14 protein-coding genes are annotated in these 14,283 nt (G+C 71.0%); 1 reads left to right on the top strand and 13 read right to left on the bottom strand.

The features are described from left to right. Positions 1–5 precede the first annotated feature (5 nt). From ACIP8W_RS09285 to rpsD, 13 genes are all read right to left on the bottom strand, one after another. Positions 6–1,112, bottom strand: a complete 1,107-nt coding sequence (locus ACIP8W_RS09285; RefSeq protein ID WP_401949724.1) for an aminopeptidase P family protein — start codon at positions 1,110–1,112, stop codon at positions 6–8. Positions 1,113–1,257: 145 nt separating this feature from the next. After that, on the bottom strand, positions 1,258–2,073 hold the full coding sequence (locus ACIP8W_RS09290; RefSeq protein WP_402202518.1) for an AAA family ATPase: 816 nt from the start codon (positions 2,071–2,073) through the stop codon (positions 1,258–1,260). 141 nt (positions 2,074–2,214) lie between these two features. Further along, complete coding sequence (gene aroQ, locus ACIP8W_RS09295) at positions 2,215–2,655, bottom strand: type II 3-dehydroquinate dehydratase (protein ID WP_401949730.1); 441 nt, start codon at positions 2,653–2,655, stop codon at positions 2,215–2,217. After that, entirely contained in the window at positions 2,652–3,746 is a 1,095-nt protein-coding gene (aroB, locus tag ACIP8W_RS09300; RefSeq protein WP_401949733.1) for a 3-dehydroquinate synthase, read from the bottom strand. Before aroB ends, aroQ begins: the two co-directional genes overlap by 4 nt. Beyond that, complete coding sequence (locus tag ACIP8W_RS09305; protein WP_401949736.1) at positions 3,743–4,330, bottom strand: shikimate kinase; 588 nt, start codon at positions 4,328–4,330, stop codon at positions 3,743–3,745. Before ACIP8W_RS09305 ends, aroB begins: the two co-directional genes overlap by 4 nt. Further along, complete coding sequence (gene aroC, locus ACIP8W_RS09310; protein ID WP_401949739.1) at positions 4,327–5,511, bottom strand: chorismate synthase; 1,185 nt, start codon at positions 5,509–5,511, stop codon at positions 4,327–4,329. Before aroC ends, ACIP8W_RS09305 begins: the two co-directional genes overlap by 4 nt. Before the next feature lie 251 nt (positions 5,512–5,762). Beyond that, positions 5,763–6,614: a shikimate dehydrogenase gene (locus ACIP8W_RS09315; RefSeq protein ID WP_402202521.1), complete on the bottom strand. Its 852-nt coding sequence runs from the start codon at positions 6,612–6,614 to the stop codon at positions 5,763–5,765. After that, positions 6,611–8,500, bottom strand: a complete 1,890-nt coding sequence (gene mltG / locus ACIP8W_RS09320; RefSeq protein WP_402202523.1) for an endolytic transglycosylase MltG — start codon at positions 8,498–8,500, stop codon at positions 6,611–6,613. Before mltG ends, ACIP8W_RS09315 begins: the two co-directional genes overlap by 4 nt. A gap of 121 nt (positions 8,501–8,621) precedes the next feature. After that, positions 8,622–9,086, bottom strand: coding sequence for a Holliday junction resolvase RuvX (gene ruvX / locus ACIP8W_RS09325; protein WP_401949747.1), 465 nt, complete (start codon positions 9,084–9,086; stop codon positions 8,622–8,624). A gap of 6 nt (positions 9,087–9,092) precedes the next feature. Next, positions 9,093–11,762: an alanine--tRNA ligase gene (gene alaS / locus ACIP8W_RS09330; protein WP_401949750.1), complete on the bottom strand. Its 2,670-nt coding sequence runs from the start codon at positions 11,760–11,762 to the stop codon at positions 9,093–9,095. Beyond that, positions 11,762–12,085, bottom strand: coding sequence for a hypothetical protein (locus tag ACIP8W_RS09335; RefSeq protein ID WP_401949753.1), 324 nt, complete (start codon positions 12,083–12,085; stop codon positions 11,762–11,764). Before ACIP8W_RS09335 ends, alaS begins: the two co-directional genes overlap by 1 nt. Before the next feature lie 7 nt (positions 12,086–12,092). Next, positions 12,093–12,539, bottom strand: a complete 447-nt coding sequence (locus tag ACIP8W_RS09340; protein WP_401949756.1) for a DUF948 domain-containing protein — start codon at positions 12,537–12,539, stop codon at positions 12,093–12,095. A gap of 208 nt (positions 12,540–12,747) precedes the next feature. Next, a complete protein-coding gene (gene rpsD, locus ACIP8W_RS09345; RefSeq protein ID WP_401949759.1) occupies positions 12,748–13,362 on the bottom strand; it encodes a 30S ribosomal protein S4 in 615 nt (204 codons plus the stop codon). Positions 13,363–13,556: 194 nt separating this feature from the next. Between rpsD and ACIP8W_RS09350 the strand changes: the two genes are divergently transcribed. Further along, entirely contained in the window at positions 13,557–14,261 is a 705-nt protein-coding gene (locus tag ACIP8W_RS09350; protein ID WP_401949762.1) for a DUF2470 domain-containing protein, read from the top strand. Positions 14,262–14,283 lie beyond the last annotated feature (22 nt).

The raw sequence follows: 14,283 nt of genomic DNA on the forward strand, positions 1-14,283 counted from the left end.
GCGCGCTAGAGCGCGAGCAGTTCCTTGGTCGTGATGGTGAGTAGCTCGGGTCCGCCGTCCGCCTCGGGGCGGACGACGAGCGTGTCATCGATCCGGACACCGCCCCGGCCCGGGAGGTGGACCCCCGGTCCGACGGTGACCGGCACACAAGCGTCCAGTTTACCCATGGCGGCGGGGGCGAGCTGCGGGTCCTCGTCGATTTCGAGTCCGACACCGTGTCCGGTACGGGGGGCGAGCCCTCCGCCGTGCCCGGCGGCCTCCAGCGGCTGCCGGGCCGCGCGGTCCACCTCGCGGTAGCCGGCGCTCGGCACACAGGCCTCCCGACCTGCCCGTTGTGCCGCGAAGACCAGTTCGTACAGCTCGATCTGCCAGTCGGCGGGGGACGTTCCGATGACAAACGTACGGCCGATCAGACAGCGGTATCCGTGGTAGTCGGCGCCCAGCCCCACGGAGAGGAAATCACCCTCCTCCACCCGCCGGTCCGAGGGCCGGTGGCCGCGGCGGCCCGCGTGGGGTCCGGTGGCGACGGTCGTCGGGAACGCGGGTCCGTCCGCGCCGTGGTCGACGAGCCGGCGTTCCAGCTCCAGCGCCAGATGGCGTTCCGTGCGGCCCACCAGGATCGATTCGAGGAGTTCGCCGAGCGCCTGGTCGGCGATCTCCGCCGCGATCCGCAGACAGGCGATCTCCTCCTCGTCCTTGACGATCCGCAGCTGCTCCACGGTGCCGCCCAGGTCCATGAGCCGCGCCCGGGGCGCGACCGAGCCGACCGCCCGGTGCCTGGCGACGGTCAGATGGTGTTCCTCGACCGCCAGCGAATCGGCCCCGGCGGGCAGCAGCCCGGCCGCCGCGACGGCGGGGTCCCCACTGGGGGTGGGGAGCACGGAGATCCGCAACTGTCCGTCCAGGCGCCCGGCCGGCTCGTCCCCGGCGGTACGCGGGCAGAGCAGCGTGTCCGTGTCCTTGTCCCGTCCCAGCAGGAGGACGGCGCCCGGCGGCGCTCCGCCCGCGAGATAGCGGACGTTGGCGGGGCAGGAGACCAGGGCCGCCGCGCTGCCCGCCGCGGTGTACCGGTCACGCAGCCGCGCGCGGCGGGCCGCATAGACGTCAGACATGACCCGATCGTATGAGCGGACTCGTCATACGGCCGGTTGAACGCGTCCGAACAGGGGGCAGCCCCGCGTCCGGACCAGGGACCGCCCGGCGCCCGGTGCGGGGGTCACGCCCGCCGGTCGGTGCGGGGCCACGCCCGCCGGTCGGTCACCAGTTCGGCGGGGAGGCCAGCGAGCGGGCCAGGACGTCGTCCAGGACCCTGGCCGTGGTCTCCACGTCGTACGCGGAGTTGTCGATGATCGGCAGCCCCGAGCCGTACCAGCCCGCCATCCGGCCGTGGATCCCGGCGACCTCCTCGTCGGCCAGCCGGCGGTTGCCGCTGCGCTCCGCGTTGCGCTCCAGCACGATCTCCAGCCCGGGGAGCAGCACGACCGGCAGCAGCCCGGGGCCCACATGGCGCTTCCAGCCGCCGAGCCCGACGACCGGGCGGTCGGGGAAGACCGCGTCGTCCAGGATGCAGGAGATGCCGTTGGCCAGGAAGTTGCGCGCGGCGAAGCCGCAGGTGCGGCGGGCCAGCCGGTACTGCGCCTCGGAGTGGTCGTTCCAGCCGCTCTGCGGGTCGGCGAAGCCGGCCCTGACCCATTCGCGGACGTCGTCGAGGCTGATGTGCGCGGTGGGCACCCGGCGGCTGTTCGCCCAGTGGCGCGCCACGGTGGTCTTGCCCGCACCGGCCGGACCGATCAGCAGTACGGCGAGTGTCGCGCTGCCCGTGCCGCTCTCGGCGGGCGGCGGCGCGGGGACCGGCACCGGGCCGCCGGGCGGCAGCCGTACATGCCCGGTCGCGTCCTGCGGCGGCACCGACGGCGGCGGGGGCACCTGCGGCAGGGGGGCGTGCGGCTGTCCGGGAACCGGCGCTCCGGGCCAGCCCGGGGCGGGCCGCTGCCCCTGGCCGGGCTGCGCCCATCCGCCGGTTCCGTGCCCCGGTCCCGGGTGAGGCAGCGGAACCCCCGCTGAGTGCTGCATCCGGTGCCACTCCGTCTCGTACGACTGACGCTGATCGGCGATAGGCCGTCGGTACCGAACGGTACCGCCCCCGGCCGCCTCGGAGTCCGTCGGGTGACAGGCCCTCCGTGGGAACGGCCGGGGTACGCCCAAGGTGCCCCGTCAGCCGGTGAGTTCCTCCGCGAGAGACCTCAACGCGAGCCGGTACGAGCCGATGCCGAACCCCGCGACCGTCCCACTGGCGACCGCCGCGACCACCGAGGTGTGCCGGAACTCCTCGCGCGCGTACGGGTTCGAGAGGTGCACCTCAATCAGCGGGGCGGTGCGCTGCGCCGCCGCGTCCCGCATCGCGTACGAGTAGTGGGTGAACGCGCCGGGGTTGAGCACCACCGGAATCCGGCCGTCCGCCGCCTCGTGGAGCCAGCGGATCAGCTCGCCCTCGTCGTTCGTCTCGCGTACGTCGACATCGAGGCCCAGCTCCTCGCCGAGCGCGCGGCAGGTCTCCACCAGACCGGCGTACGAGGTCGTGCCGTAGACATCGGGCTCGCGCGAGCCGAGACGCCCCAGGTTGGGCCCGTTGAGCACGAGGACCCGTCGGGTCACGCCGACACCTCCCCGTACGCGGCGAGCAGCACCGCCGGGTCGGGTCCCTCCAGCACGGTCGGCTTGGCCAGACCGTCCAGCACGATGAAGCGCAGCAGGTCGCCGCGGGACTTCTTGTCGACCTTCATGGTCTCCAGCAGCTTGGGCCACTGGTCGCCGCGGTAGGTCAGCGGCAGTCCGACCGACTCCAGTACGGAACGGTGCCGGTCGGCGGTCGCGTCGTCGAGCCGGCCGGCGAGCCGGCCCAGTTCGGCGGCGAAGACCATGCCGACCGAGACGGCCGCGCCGTGCCGCCACTTGTAGCGCTCGTTCTTCTCGATGGCGTGCGCGAGGGTGTGGCCGTAGTTGAGGATCTCGCGGAGCCCGGACTCCTTGAGGTCGTTGGAGACAACCTCGGCCTTGACCCGGATCGACCGCTCGATCAGCTCGGCGGTGTGCGGCCCGGCGGGCGTACGCGCGCCCTGCGGGTCGGACTCGACCAGTTCGAGGATGGCCGGGTCGGCGATGAAGCCCGCCTTGATGATCTCGGCCATGCCGCTGACGTAGTCGTGGACACCGAGCGAGTCCAGCGCGGCGAGGTCGCAGAGCACCCCGGCGGGCGGGTGGAAGGCCCCGACGAGGTTCTTGCCCTCGGCGGTGTTGATCCCGGTCTTGCCGCCCACCGCCGCGTCGACCATGGCGAGCACGGTCGTCGGTACGGCGATCCAGCGCACCCCGCGCAGCCAGGTCGCCGCGACGAACCCGGCCAGGTCGGTGGTGGCGCCGCCGCCGACGCCGACGATCACATCGGTACGGGTGAAGCCGGTCTGGCCCAGCGCCTTCCAGCAGTACGCCGCGACCTCGACGGTCTTGGCCTCCTCGGCGTTGGGCACCTGGATCGCGACGGCCTCGTACCCCTGGTCGGCGAGGTCCTGCCGCAGGGTCTCGCCCGTGCCCGCGAGCGCCTCCGGGTGCAGGACCGCGACGCGCTTGGCGCGGGGGCCGATGAGCGCGGGCAGTTCGCCGAGCAGTTGCCGGCCGACCAGCACCTCGTACGGGTCGTGTCCGGCGGAACCGCCGACCTGGATACGGGTGACTGTCTGCTCCGTCATGCCTGCTTCTCCTTGCCGGGCTTCTCTTCGGCGGGAACGCGCTCTTCCACGGGGACGTGCTCCTCCGCCGGGAGGCGCTGGAGCCCCAGGGCGTCGAGGACGGTGTCCGTGATCTCTTCCGGTGTGCGGTCGTCGGTGGCGATCACGACTCTGGCGACATCGGTGTAGAGCTGCCGGCGCCCCTCCATCAGCAGCTTCCACTGCTGGCGGGGGTTGATCGCCAGCAGCGGGCGGGCCGTATTCAGTCCGGTCCGCTTGGCCGCCTCGTTGACCTCCATCGACAGATAGACGACGGGCAGCCCGGCCAGCTCCTGCCGGGTGGTCTCGTCGAGGATCGCCCCGCCGCCGAGCGCCAGCACGCCCGTGTGCTCGGCGAGCGCGAGCCGTACCGCCTCGCGCTCCAGCCGCCGGAAGCGCTCCTCGCCCTCGTCGACGAAGATCTCCGCGATCGACCGGCCCTGGGCCGCGACGATATCGGCGTCGGTGTCCCGGAAGGCCGCGCCGAGCCGCCCGGCGACCAGCTCACCGACGGTGGTCTTGCCGACGCCCATGGGGCCGACCAGCACCACTGCGGGGGCGCTCATCGGATCTGGAGGTTGTCGAGGAACGAGCGGACGTTGCGCCGGGTCTCCGGGACGCTGTCGCCGCCGAACTTCTCGGCGACGGCGTCCGCGAGGGTCAGCGCGACCATGGCCTCCGCGACGATGCCGGCGGCCGGCACCGCGCAGACGTCGGAGCGCTGGTGGTGCGCCGTGGTGGCCTCGCCGGTGACCACGTCGACGGTGGCCAGCGCGCGCGGCACGGTGGCGATGGGCTTCATCGCGGCCCGGACCCGCAGCACCTCACCCGTCGTCAGCCCGCCCTCGGTGCCGCCGGAGCGGCCGGTGGCGCGCCGGAGGCCGTCGTCCGTCTTCACGATCTCGTCGTGCGCCTGCGATCCAGGCACCCGGGCGAGCCCGAAGCCGTCGCCGACCTCGACGCCCTTGATGGCCTGGATGCCCATCAGCGCGGCGGCGAGCCGCGCGTCGAGCCGCCGGTCCCAGTGGACGTGCGAGCCGAGCCCGACCGGCACGCCGTACGCCAGGACCTCGACGACCCCGCCGAGGGTGTCGCCGTCCTTGTGGGCCTGGTCGATCTCCGCGACCATCGCCTCGCTCGCGGCCGCGTCCAGACAGCGCACCGGGTCCGCGTCCAGCCTCGCCACATCGGCGGGGGTCGGGTACACCCCGTACGGGGCCTTCGCCGCGGCCAGCTCGACGACATGGGAGACGATCTCGATCCCGGCCGTCTCCTTCAGGTACGAACGCGCCACGGCGCCCAGCGCCACCCGCGCCGCGGTCTCCCGCGCGCTGGCCCGCTCCAGCACCGGCCGGGCCTCGTCGAAGCCGTACTTCTGCATCCCGGCGAGGTCGGCGTGGCCGGGCCTGGGCCGGGTCAGCGGCGCGTTGCGCGCCAGCGCGGCCAGCACGTCGGGCTCCACCGGGTCGGCCGCCATGACCTGGTCCCACTTGGGCCACTCCGTGTTGCCCACCATGATCGCGACCGGCGACCCCATGGTCAGCCCGTGCCGTACCCCGCCGAGGAAGGTCACCTCGTCCTGCTCGAACTTCATCCGGGCACCGCGACCGTAGCCAAGGCGCCGCCGGGCCAGGTGGTCCGCCACCATCTCCGTGGTGATGGGCACACCGGCGGGAAGACCCTCCAGCGTCGCCACGAGTGCGGGGCCGTGCGACTCCCCCGCGGTCAGCCAGCGCAACCTGCTCAACGGTGCTCCCTCATCTTCGCGCCTGGAACTGCTAGCGGCACGACCGGGTGCGGCCCTGGCCCGCCGTGGCCGATTCTCCCACGTCACCGGGGAGGCAGGTCCATCCGTCCGGGGAGCGGGACGGATCGGCCCGGGGCGCGACCGGCCGCAGCGCACCACGGGCCCCACCGGTATCAGCTGTCGCCACCGTGGCGGACAGCGCGCGGGAGAGTCCGGGTTGCGGGCCGAATCACCGCTGGTTCACGGCCGGTTCATGGCCGGATCTGTTCCGTGTGTCCGAAGAGCGCGCCCGCGCCCGCCTCCCGCATCGCGCGCAGCGGCGCGGGCGACACCCCCGTCATCAGCCCGACCTGAAGCGCCGCCTGGTGGACGAGCAGGTCGAACCCGCTCACCAGGGCCCCCCCGCGCTCGGACCAGGCCGCGGCCAGCGGCGTCGGCCAGGGGTCGTACAGCACGTCGAAGAGCGTGCCGGGAGCGGCGGGGACGCGCGCGGCCAGCGCGTCGGTGGTGCCCGCCGGGGTCGTGGCGATGACCAGCGGCGCCCCGAAGGCCCCGGCCGCGTCCGCCCAGTCGGCGGTACGCAGGTCGACGCCGAGCCGCTCGCCCCAGCCGCGCATCTCGGCGGCGCGGGCTCCGCTGCGTACGTACACGGTGACCGGGCCCGTACAGATATGGGAGAGCGCGGCCAGCGCGGACGACGCGGTGGCGCCCGCGCCGAGGATCGTCGCGGAGGCGACCTTGTCCACCCCACGCTCGCGCAGGGCTGCGATCATCCCGGGGATGTCGGTGTTGTCGCCGGTCCTGCGGCCGCCGTCGCCGAACACGACCGTGTTGACGGCCTCGACCGAGGCGGCGGCCTCGGTGACCTCGTCGAGCAGCGGGATGACCGCGCGCTTGAGCGGCATGGTCAGCGAGAGCCCGGCCCAGGAGGCGTCGCCCGCGAGCCCCTCGAAGAAACCGGGCAGCCCGGCCTCGTCCACCTCGAAGCGGTCGTACGACCAGTGCTCCAGGCCGAGTTCCCGGTACGCGGCACGGTGCAGCACGGGGGAAAGAGAATGAGCGATGGGCGATCCGAGGACCGCCGCCCGCCTTGTTCGACTCACTGTTTGTTGTTTTCCTTCTCGTACTCCCGGCGGTTCTCCTCGTGCTCCGCGTTGGTGACGGAGAAGAGCGTCTTGTCCTCGGTCACCGAGACGAAGTAGTACCACGGGCCGGGCGTCGGATTGAGCGCCGAGTGCAGGGCATCGTCCCCGGGGTTCGAAATGGGCCCGGGAGGGAGACCCTTTATGTTGTACGTGTTGTACGGGTCGATAATTGTCCGCAGATTGTCGACCGAGCCGATCTGCAGCTTGCTCTCGCCCTTGAGGTAGTTGACCGTGGAGTCGAATTCGAGGCGTCCGACCGTTTCCATGTTGTCCGGCTTCAGGCGGTTGTACACCACACGCGCGACCTTGTCGAAGTCGTGCTTGTACTTCCCCTCCTTCTGCACGAGGCTCGCGACGGTGATCACCTGGAGAGGCGAGGAGAGGCCGAGCTTTCGCGCCTGGGCGGCCAGATCCTGCTTGTCGTATTCGCTGTTGGCCCGCGCGACCATCTTCTTGAGGATGGCCTCCGGTTTCATTCCCTTGGCGACGGGATAGCTCGCCGGGAAGAGGAAGCCCTCCAGCGGATCCTTTATTTCCTTGTCGCCGGGCTTCGGCGCCCAGTCCGGCAGACCGAGTTTGTTCGCCTGCGACTTGGCGATCGACGCGGTCTCGCCGTCCTTGATGTCGAGACGCTTGTCGATCAGCTTGTAGATATCCGAATTGCGCGTGCCCTCGGGGATGATTAAAGCGTTGCGGCTGCTGGGGCTCAGCATTTTCGCCACCGCGTTCGACGCGGACATTCCCTTGCCGAGCGTGTAGACACCCGCCTGGATCGTGTTCCCCTTGGGGTTTTCCTTCTGCGCGGCGACGAAGGCGCGCTGGCTCTTCACCACGCCGTTCTTCACCAGAATGGCGCCGATCTCGTTCCCGAGAGCACCTTGCGGGATCTCCACCTGGACATCGCCCGAGCCCTCGCCCGCGTAATCCGGCGGGGCGCCGAACTTGCTCTGCCAGAACTGGTAGCCGAAGTAGCTGACGCCGCCCCCGCCACCGACGAGCACCACGGCCACGACCAGGCAGGCGACGCCGTTGCGGCCGCCCTTCTTCGTCTTGCCTCGGCGCTCCCGGCCACCGCCGTCCCCCCGGCCGGCGGCCGGTTCTCCGTCGCGGCCGGCGGCGCCGTCGTCACGGCCGTCGTCGCCGGTGAAGAAGGGGTGGGTCTCCTGCTGCTGCGGCCCGGCGGTGCCGGGTTCGGCGTCACCGGGCTCGGGCTCGGCCGGCGCCTGCCGCCGGGACGGGGACTCGGGCTGGACCGGAGGCTGTGGGGGCCCCTGGCCGGCGGAGGGTTCCGGTTCGGCGTGGCGCTGGCCGGGCGGCTGTGGGGGCGGGTAGGCGTCCGGGGTGGCGTAATAGTCCCGGTTCTCGCCGTAGCCCCCCTGCGGGGTCACGTAGGGGCCCGAGGGGGTACTTCCGTACGGCATCTCGGCCTGCTGTCCCTGGTCCCAACCGCCGTTGTACTGGGGATCGTTGTACTGCTGCGGCTGCTGCGGACGCTGGTCGCCGTAGGGGGGGGTCCCGTACGGCTGGGGGTCACCGACGTACTGCTGAGGGGGATACTGCTGCGGCTGCTGGGGGTCGACGTACTGGGGGTGCTGCTGGGGGTCCGCGTACTGCTGCTGCGGGTCGTACTGCTGGTACTGCTGCTGGTACGGGTCCTGTCCGCCGCCGTACCGCGGCTGCTGCTGCGCCTGCTGCGGGTACTGCTGCTGAGCCTGCTGCGGCTGCTGCTCACCGTAGGGGGCTCTGCCGTCGGTGGCCGGCTGTGGCGCCCATCCCTGGTCCCCATACAGGGGATCCCCCTGGTGCCACGGTTCGGAGCCGGGGCCCCGGCCATAGTCAGTCATCGATCCCCTTGAGCCGCGAGGCGGCGACCGCTGAGCACAGGGCACGGCGTCCGTTTCGCCTCTCACTGTGCGGCAGCTGTTCGAACACTGCCGCATCGCGCGGAACGTTACCGTATCGCGATCAGATGACCACTTCGACGCCCTCACCGGGAGGATTACCTGATACCCGTTCGGCCTCCAGCGCGCTCTGGAGGATGACAACCGCCGCCACTTGGTCGATGACCGACCGGCCTTTCTTCGACTTCACGCCGGAGGCGCGCAGTCCCTGACTGGCCGTTACCGTGCTCATCCGCTCATCGACCAGTCGTACCGGCACCGGCGCGATCCCCCGCGCCACCTCCTGGGCGAACACACGTACCTTCGCCGCGGCCGGTCCCTCGCCCCCGTTGAGGGACCGGGGAAGTCCGATCAGGACTTCCACCGGCTCGTATTCCTCCACGATCAGCCGCAGCCGCCGGTGGGCGGCCGGGACATCGCGTCCCGGCACGGTCTCCACCGGCGTGGCGAGGATCCCGTCGGGGTCGCAGGAAGCGACCCCGATCCGGGCGTCCCCGACATCGATCGCGAGTCGGCGTCCTCGTCTCATACCGCGTCAGGCCGTCTCGGCGACAAGGCGTTCCACAGCGGCCACGGCATCCCCGATGGCGTCCGGGTTCTGACCGCCGCCCTGGGCGACGTCCGGCTTGCCGCCGCCACCGCCACCGAGGGTCTTGGCGGCGGTACGGACCAGGTCACCGGCCTTGAGGCCGCGCTCCCTGGCCGCCTCGTTGGTGGCGATGACCGTGAGCGGACGGCCGCCCGCCGTGGTGAACAGGGCGACGACGGCCGGCCGGTCACCGCTGATCCGGCCGCGTACGTCGAGGACCAGCTTGCGCAGGTCGTCCGCCGAGGTGCCGTCCGGGACCTGCCCGGTGACCAGGGCCGTGCCACGTACGTCCTGGGCGCTGTCGGCGAGTCCGGCGGCGGCGGCGAGCACCTTCTCGGCGCGGAACCGCTCGATCTCCTTCTCCGCGTCCTTCAGCTTGGCGAGCATGCCGGAGATCTTCTCGGGCAGCTCCTCGGAGCGGCCCTTGACCAGCTCCTGGAGCTGGGCGACGACGGTGTGCTCCTTGGCCAGGAAGTTGTACGCGTCCACCCCGACCAGGGCCTCGATACGCCGTACACCCGAGCCGATCGACGACTCGCCGAGCAGCTTGACCAGACCGAGCTGGGCGGTGTTCTTGACGTGCGTACCGCCGCACAGCTCCTTGGAGAAGTCCCCGATGGTCACGACACGGACCCGCTCGCCGTACTTCTCACCGAACTCGGCGATGGCGCCCTGCTTCTTGGCCTCGTCGATGGACATGACCTCGGCCTGGACGTCGAGTTCGCGGGAGAGGACTTCGTTGATCTTCTGCTCGACATCGGTGAGGACCGTGCCGGGTACGGCGGCGGGCGACCCGAAGTCGAAGCGGAAGCGGCCCGGCGAGTTCTCCGAACCGGCCTGGGCGGCGGTCGGGCCGAGCGCGTCGCGCAACGCCTGGTGCGTGAGGTGGGTGGCGCTGTGGGCGCGGGCGATGGCGCGGCGGCGTCCCAGATCGATGGCGGCGAAGGCGGAGGCACCCACCGTCACCTCGCCGACCTGCACCGTTCCCTTGTGTACGGAGACACCGGGCACCGGCTGCTGGACATCGCGGATCTGGACGACGGCGCCGGTGTCCAGCCGGATCCGGCCCTGGTCGGCGAGCTGGCCGCCGCCCTCGGCGTAGAACGGGGTGCGGTCGAGCACGATCTCGACCTCGTCGCCCTCGGTGGCGGCGGGTGAGGAGACACCGTCGACGAGCAGGCCGACGATGACCGACTCACCCTCGGTGGAGGTGTAGCCGGTGAACTCGGTGGAGCCGCTGCTGTCGGCGACCGCGCGGTAGGCGGAGAGGTCGGCGTGGCCGGACTTCTTGGCCTTGGCGTCGGCCTTGGCCCGCTCCCGCTGCTCCTTCATCAGACGGCGGAACCCGTCCTCGTCCACGGACAGGCCCTGTTCTGCGGCCATCTCCAGGGTGAGGTCGATCGGGAAGCCCCAGGTGTCGTGGAGCAGGAACGCCTTGTCGCCGTCGAGCACCTGGCCACCGGCGGCCTTGGTCTCGGTGACGGCGGTGTCGAGGATGTTCGTGCCGCCCTTGAGTGCCTTGAGGAAGGCGGCCTCTTCGGCGAGGGCCACGGTCTCGATGCGCTTGCGGTCGGTCTCCAGCTCGGGGTACTGCTCGCCCATGGTCTTGATGACCACGTCGATCAGCTCGGCGACGACCGGCTCGGTGGCGCCCAGGAGGCGCATGTTGCGGATGGCGCGGCGCATGATGCGGCGGAGGACATAGCCGCGGCCCTCGTTGCCGGGGGTGACGCCGTCGCCGATGAGCATGGCCGAGGTGCGGATGTGGTCGGCCACGACGCGCAGCGAGACGTCGGAGCCGTGCTCGGCTCCGTACCGTACGCCGGTCAGCTCGGTGGCCTTGTCCATGACGACGCGCAGGGTGTCCGTCTCGTACATGTTCTGTACGCCCTGGAGGATCATGGCGAGGCGTTCGAGACCGAGACCCGTGTCGATGTTCTTGGAGGGAAGCTCACCGAGGATCGGGAAGTCCTCCTTGCCCTCGCCGGCGCCGCGCTCGTACTGCATGAAGACCAGGTTCCAGATCTCCACGTAGCGCTCGTCGTTGACGGCGGGGCCGCCCTCGACGCCGAACTCGGGCCCCCGGTCGTAGTTGATCTCGGAGCAGGGGCCGCAGGGGCCGGGGACGCCCATGGACCAGAAGTTGTCCTTCTTGCCCAGCCGCTGGATGCGCTCGGCCGGTACGCCGATCTTCTCGCGCCAGATCTGCTCGGCCTCGTCGTCGTCCAGATAGACGGTGATCCAGAGCTTCTCCGGCTCCAGGCCGTAGCCGCCGTCCGCCACGGAGCTGGTGAGCAGCTCCCAGGCGAACTTGATGGCGCCTTCCTTGAAGTAGTCGCCGAAGGAGAAGTTGCCGCACATCTGGAAGAACGTGCCGTGCCGGGTGGTCTTGCCGACCTCTTCGATGTCCGGGGTACGGACACACTTCTGCACGCTGGTGGCACGGGCGTACGGCGGCTTGACCTCGCCGAGGAAGTACGGCTTGAAGGGCACCATGCCCGCCGGGACCAGCAGCAGAGTCGGGTCGTCCGCGATGAGCGACGCCGAAGGGACGACGGTGTGACCGCGCTCCTCGAAGAAGCTCAGCCAGCGGCGACGAATTTCAGCCGACTCCATCAGTGGTCCTCATTCCGATTGTGCGGGTTGTAGGGGTGCGTGGTGTGTTCGATGGCGACGAGTCGCCGGGGCGCGGCCAGCGCGGTGGGATCGGCCGGGGCGTCGAGGCCGAGCGCCTCGCCCAGCTCCGCCTCGCGGCGGACCATGCCCGACCTGATGTCGACGGCGAACTCCCTGACCTTGTGTCCGGCGTCGATGGCCTTGTTCGCGGCCTGGGCCGCGAGGCTCTCCGGGGTCAGCTGCCTGAGCTTCTGGTGGACCTTGGTGGTGGCCCAGACTCCGGCCGCCGCGCCCGCGGTGAACCAGAACGTACGACGGAACATCGCTGCGTCAGCCCTTCTTCTTCCTGCGGCCGGGGGACGGCAGGGTGCGGCCGACGACCACCGTGCGGCGGGCCACCGGCTCGGCCGGCCCGGTCCCGGTGGTCTGCGTTCCCCTGCGGCCCATGGCCTGCCGTACGCCGTAACCGAACGCCGCGACCTTGACGAGGGGGCCGCCGAAGGTCGAGGCGACCGTGGTGGAGAGCGCCGAGGCGTTGGAGGTGACTTCCTGGACGTCGGAGGCGATGGCGTCGACCCGGTCGAGCTGGGTCCGTGCGGAGCGGACGGTCTCCGACGCGTCCGCAAGCAGGGGGACGGCCTGTTCGGTGATGTCCGCCACCAGCCGGGTGGTCGCCCTGAGCGTCTGCGCCAGTCTCACCAGCACCACGGCCAGGAAGGAGACCAGGATGGCCCAGAACACGGCCACCAGGATCCCGGCAACCTCTCCACCGGTCACGCCGCACCGCTCCCTGATCGTCGACGGTCATCTGGAAAGCGACTGGAAAGTCGTTCTGCGACCTTATCGCGCCGGTGGTGGCACCCCGTACCGGATATCCCCGTGGGCACGGCCGGATCGGGCCGGGAACGGCGAAGGCCCGCCGACTCCCCCGCCGGAAGGGCGGGAAAGCGGCGGGCCGAAGCGCTGTGGAGCTACCGCGCCCGGATCAGCGGGCGTAGTACTCGACGACCAGCTGCTCGTCGCAGATGACCGGGATTTCCTTGCGGTTCGGGTCGCGGTCCAGACGGAACGCCAGCGCCTTCAGGTTCACCTGGAGGTAGCGCGGGGTCTCGCCGTCCGTGTCGTAGCCACCCTCGCGGGCGACCTGGAAGGGGACCTTGTCACGGCTGCGCTCGCGGACCATCACGATGTCGTCGGGACGGACGCGGAACGACGGCTTGTCGACCTTGCCACCGTTGACCTCGATGTGGCCGTGGACGACCATCTGACGGGCCTGGTAGATGGTGCGGGCGATGCCCGAACGCAGGACCAGGGCGTCGAGGCGACGCTCCAGCTCGACGACCAGGGCCTCGCCGGTCTTGCCGCCGGCCTTCTTGGCGCGGTCGTAGGCGCGGGCCATCTGGCGCTCGCTGATGTCGTACTGGGCACGCAGACGCTGCTTCTCCAGCAGACGGACCTTGTAGTCACTGTTCTGCTTGCGTCCGCGGCCGTGCTCGCCCGGCGGGTAGGGGCGGGCCTCGAAGTACTTGACAGCCTTCGGCGTCAGCGCGATACCGAGCGCGCGTGACTTCTTGACCTTGGGACGCGACTGGTTAGGCACGTTCTCCAGACCTCCGTTGTAGGTTAGGTTAGGCTCACCTTACTTAAGGAGATCGCATGTCTCGCCCTGGGAACACCACGCGCATCACAGACAGCAGCCTCGACGCCCGCACAGAGAGTGACAAGGGCGACGATTCGACGGAGGTCCGATCAGCTCATGGTCAGCCGCGTCCCAGCGGGCTTGAAATCGATCGGATGCCGTCAGCAGCCGAACGCACACGAACTCTCGTACAGAGTACATGCTCGGCCGTACTGATCATTCCGGGCCTGGAAGGAGCCCTGCCCTACCAGCTGATGCCCGACCACCGCTCCGTGGGCCCCGACGGCGAGGTGTTCCTCGTCTTCCCCGCCGACTCCCCGGCGGTCCGCGCGGCCACCCACGCACAGGACGACGAGCTGACCGCGGTGCTGGAGATCACGGACGTCGCGCCCGTCTCCGTACCCCACCGTATCCGAGGCCGGGCCTGGCTCTCCGGCTGGCTGACCCGCGGCCCCGACCAGGTGGAACCCGGCCGTACGGTGCTGCGCCTGGAGATCGGCGAGGCATGCGTGGACGACCTCTGGGGCGCCGAGCCGGTGGAGCCCGAGGAGTTCGCCACGGCCGTCGCGGACCCGCTCTCCGAGCACGAGGCGGAGCTGCTCCAGCATCTGCACTCCGCCCACAGCGCGGAGGTCCAGTCCCTGCGCGAGCTGCTCGGCGAGCGCGGCGGACAGCTGCCCCCGGCCGGCGACCCGGCGGGCACCGCCGCCGTACCGGTCGCGGTCGACCGCTTCGGGCTGCGGGTGCGCTTCACCGGTGTCCAGTGCTTCGACGCGCGCTTCGACTTCCCCGAGCCGGTACGCGACATCAACGGGCTCCGCCACGCCATGCACACGCTCTTCGACGCGGCGGCGCGATAGCCGGGCCGGACGGACGGCGGCC

The organism is Streptomyces sp. NPDC088554, assembly GCF_044752945.1.
GTDB lineage: Bacteria > Actinomycetota > Actinomycetes > Streptomycetales > Streptomycetaceae > Streptomyces.

What these genes read in the sequence shown, in the direction of transcription:
- ACIP8W_RS09335 (WP_401949753.1), bottom strand. Translation starts at nt 12,085, where the DNA reads ATGTTCCGTCGTACGTTCTGGTTCACCGCGGGCGCGGCGGCCGGAGTC.
- ACIP8W_RS09305 (WP_401949736.1), bottom strand. Translation starts at nt 4,330, where the DNA reads ATGAGCGCCCCCGCAGTGGTGCTGGTCGGCCCCATGGGCGTCGGCAAG.
- ruvX (WP_401949747.1), bottom strand. Translation starts at nt 9,086, where the DNA reads ATGAGACGAGGACGCCGACTCGCGATCGATGTCGGGGACGCCCGGATC.
- ACIP8W_RS09290 (WP_402202518.1), bottom strand. Translation starts at nt 2,073, where the DNA reads ATGCAGCACTCAGCGGGGGTTCCGCTGCCTCACCCGGGACCGGGGCAC.
- aroB (WP_401949733.1), bottom strand. Translation starts at nt 3,746, where the DNA reads ATGACGGAGCAGACAGTCACCCGTATCCAGGTCGGCGGTTCCGCCGGA.
- alaS (WP_401949750.1), bottom strand. Translation starts at nt 11,762, where the DNA reads ATGGAGTCGGCTGAAATTCGTCGCCGCTGGCTGAGCTTCTTCGAGGAG.
- ACIP8W_RS09350 (WP_401949762.1), top strand. Translation starts at nt 13,557, where the DNA reads ATGCCGTCAGCAGCCGAACGCACACGAACTCTCGTACAGAGTACATGC.
- mltG (WP_402202523.1), bottom strand. Translation starts at nt 8,500, where the DNA reads ATGACTGACTATGGCCGGGGCCCCGGCTCCGAACCGTGGCACCAGGGG.
- ACIP8W_RS09285 (WP_401949724.1), bottom strand. Translation starts at nt 1,112, where the DNA reads ATGTCTGACGTCTATGCGGCCCGCCGCGCGCGGCTGCGTGACCGGTAC.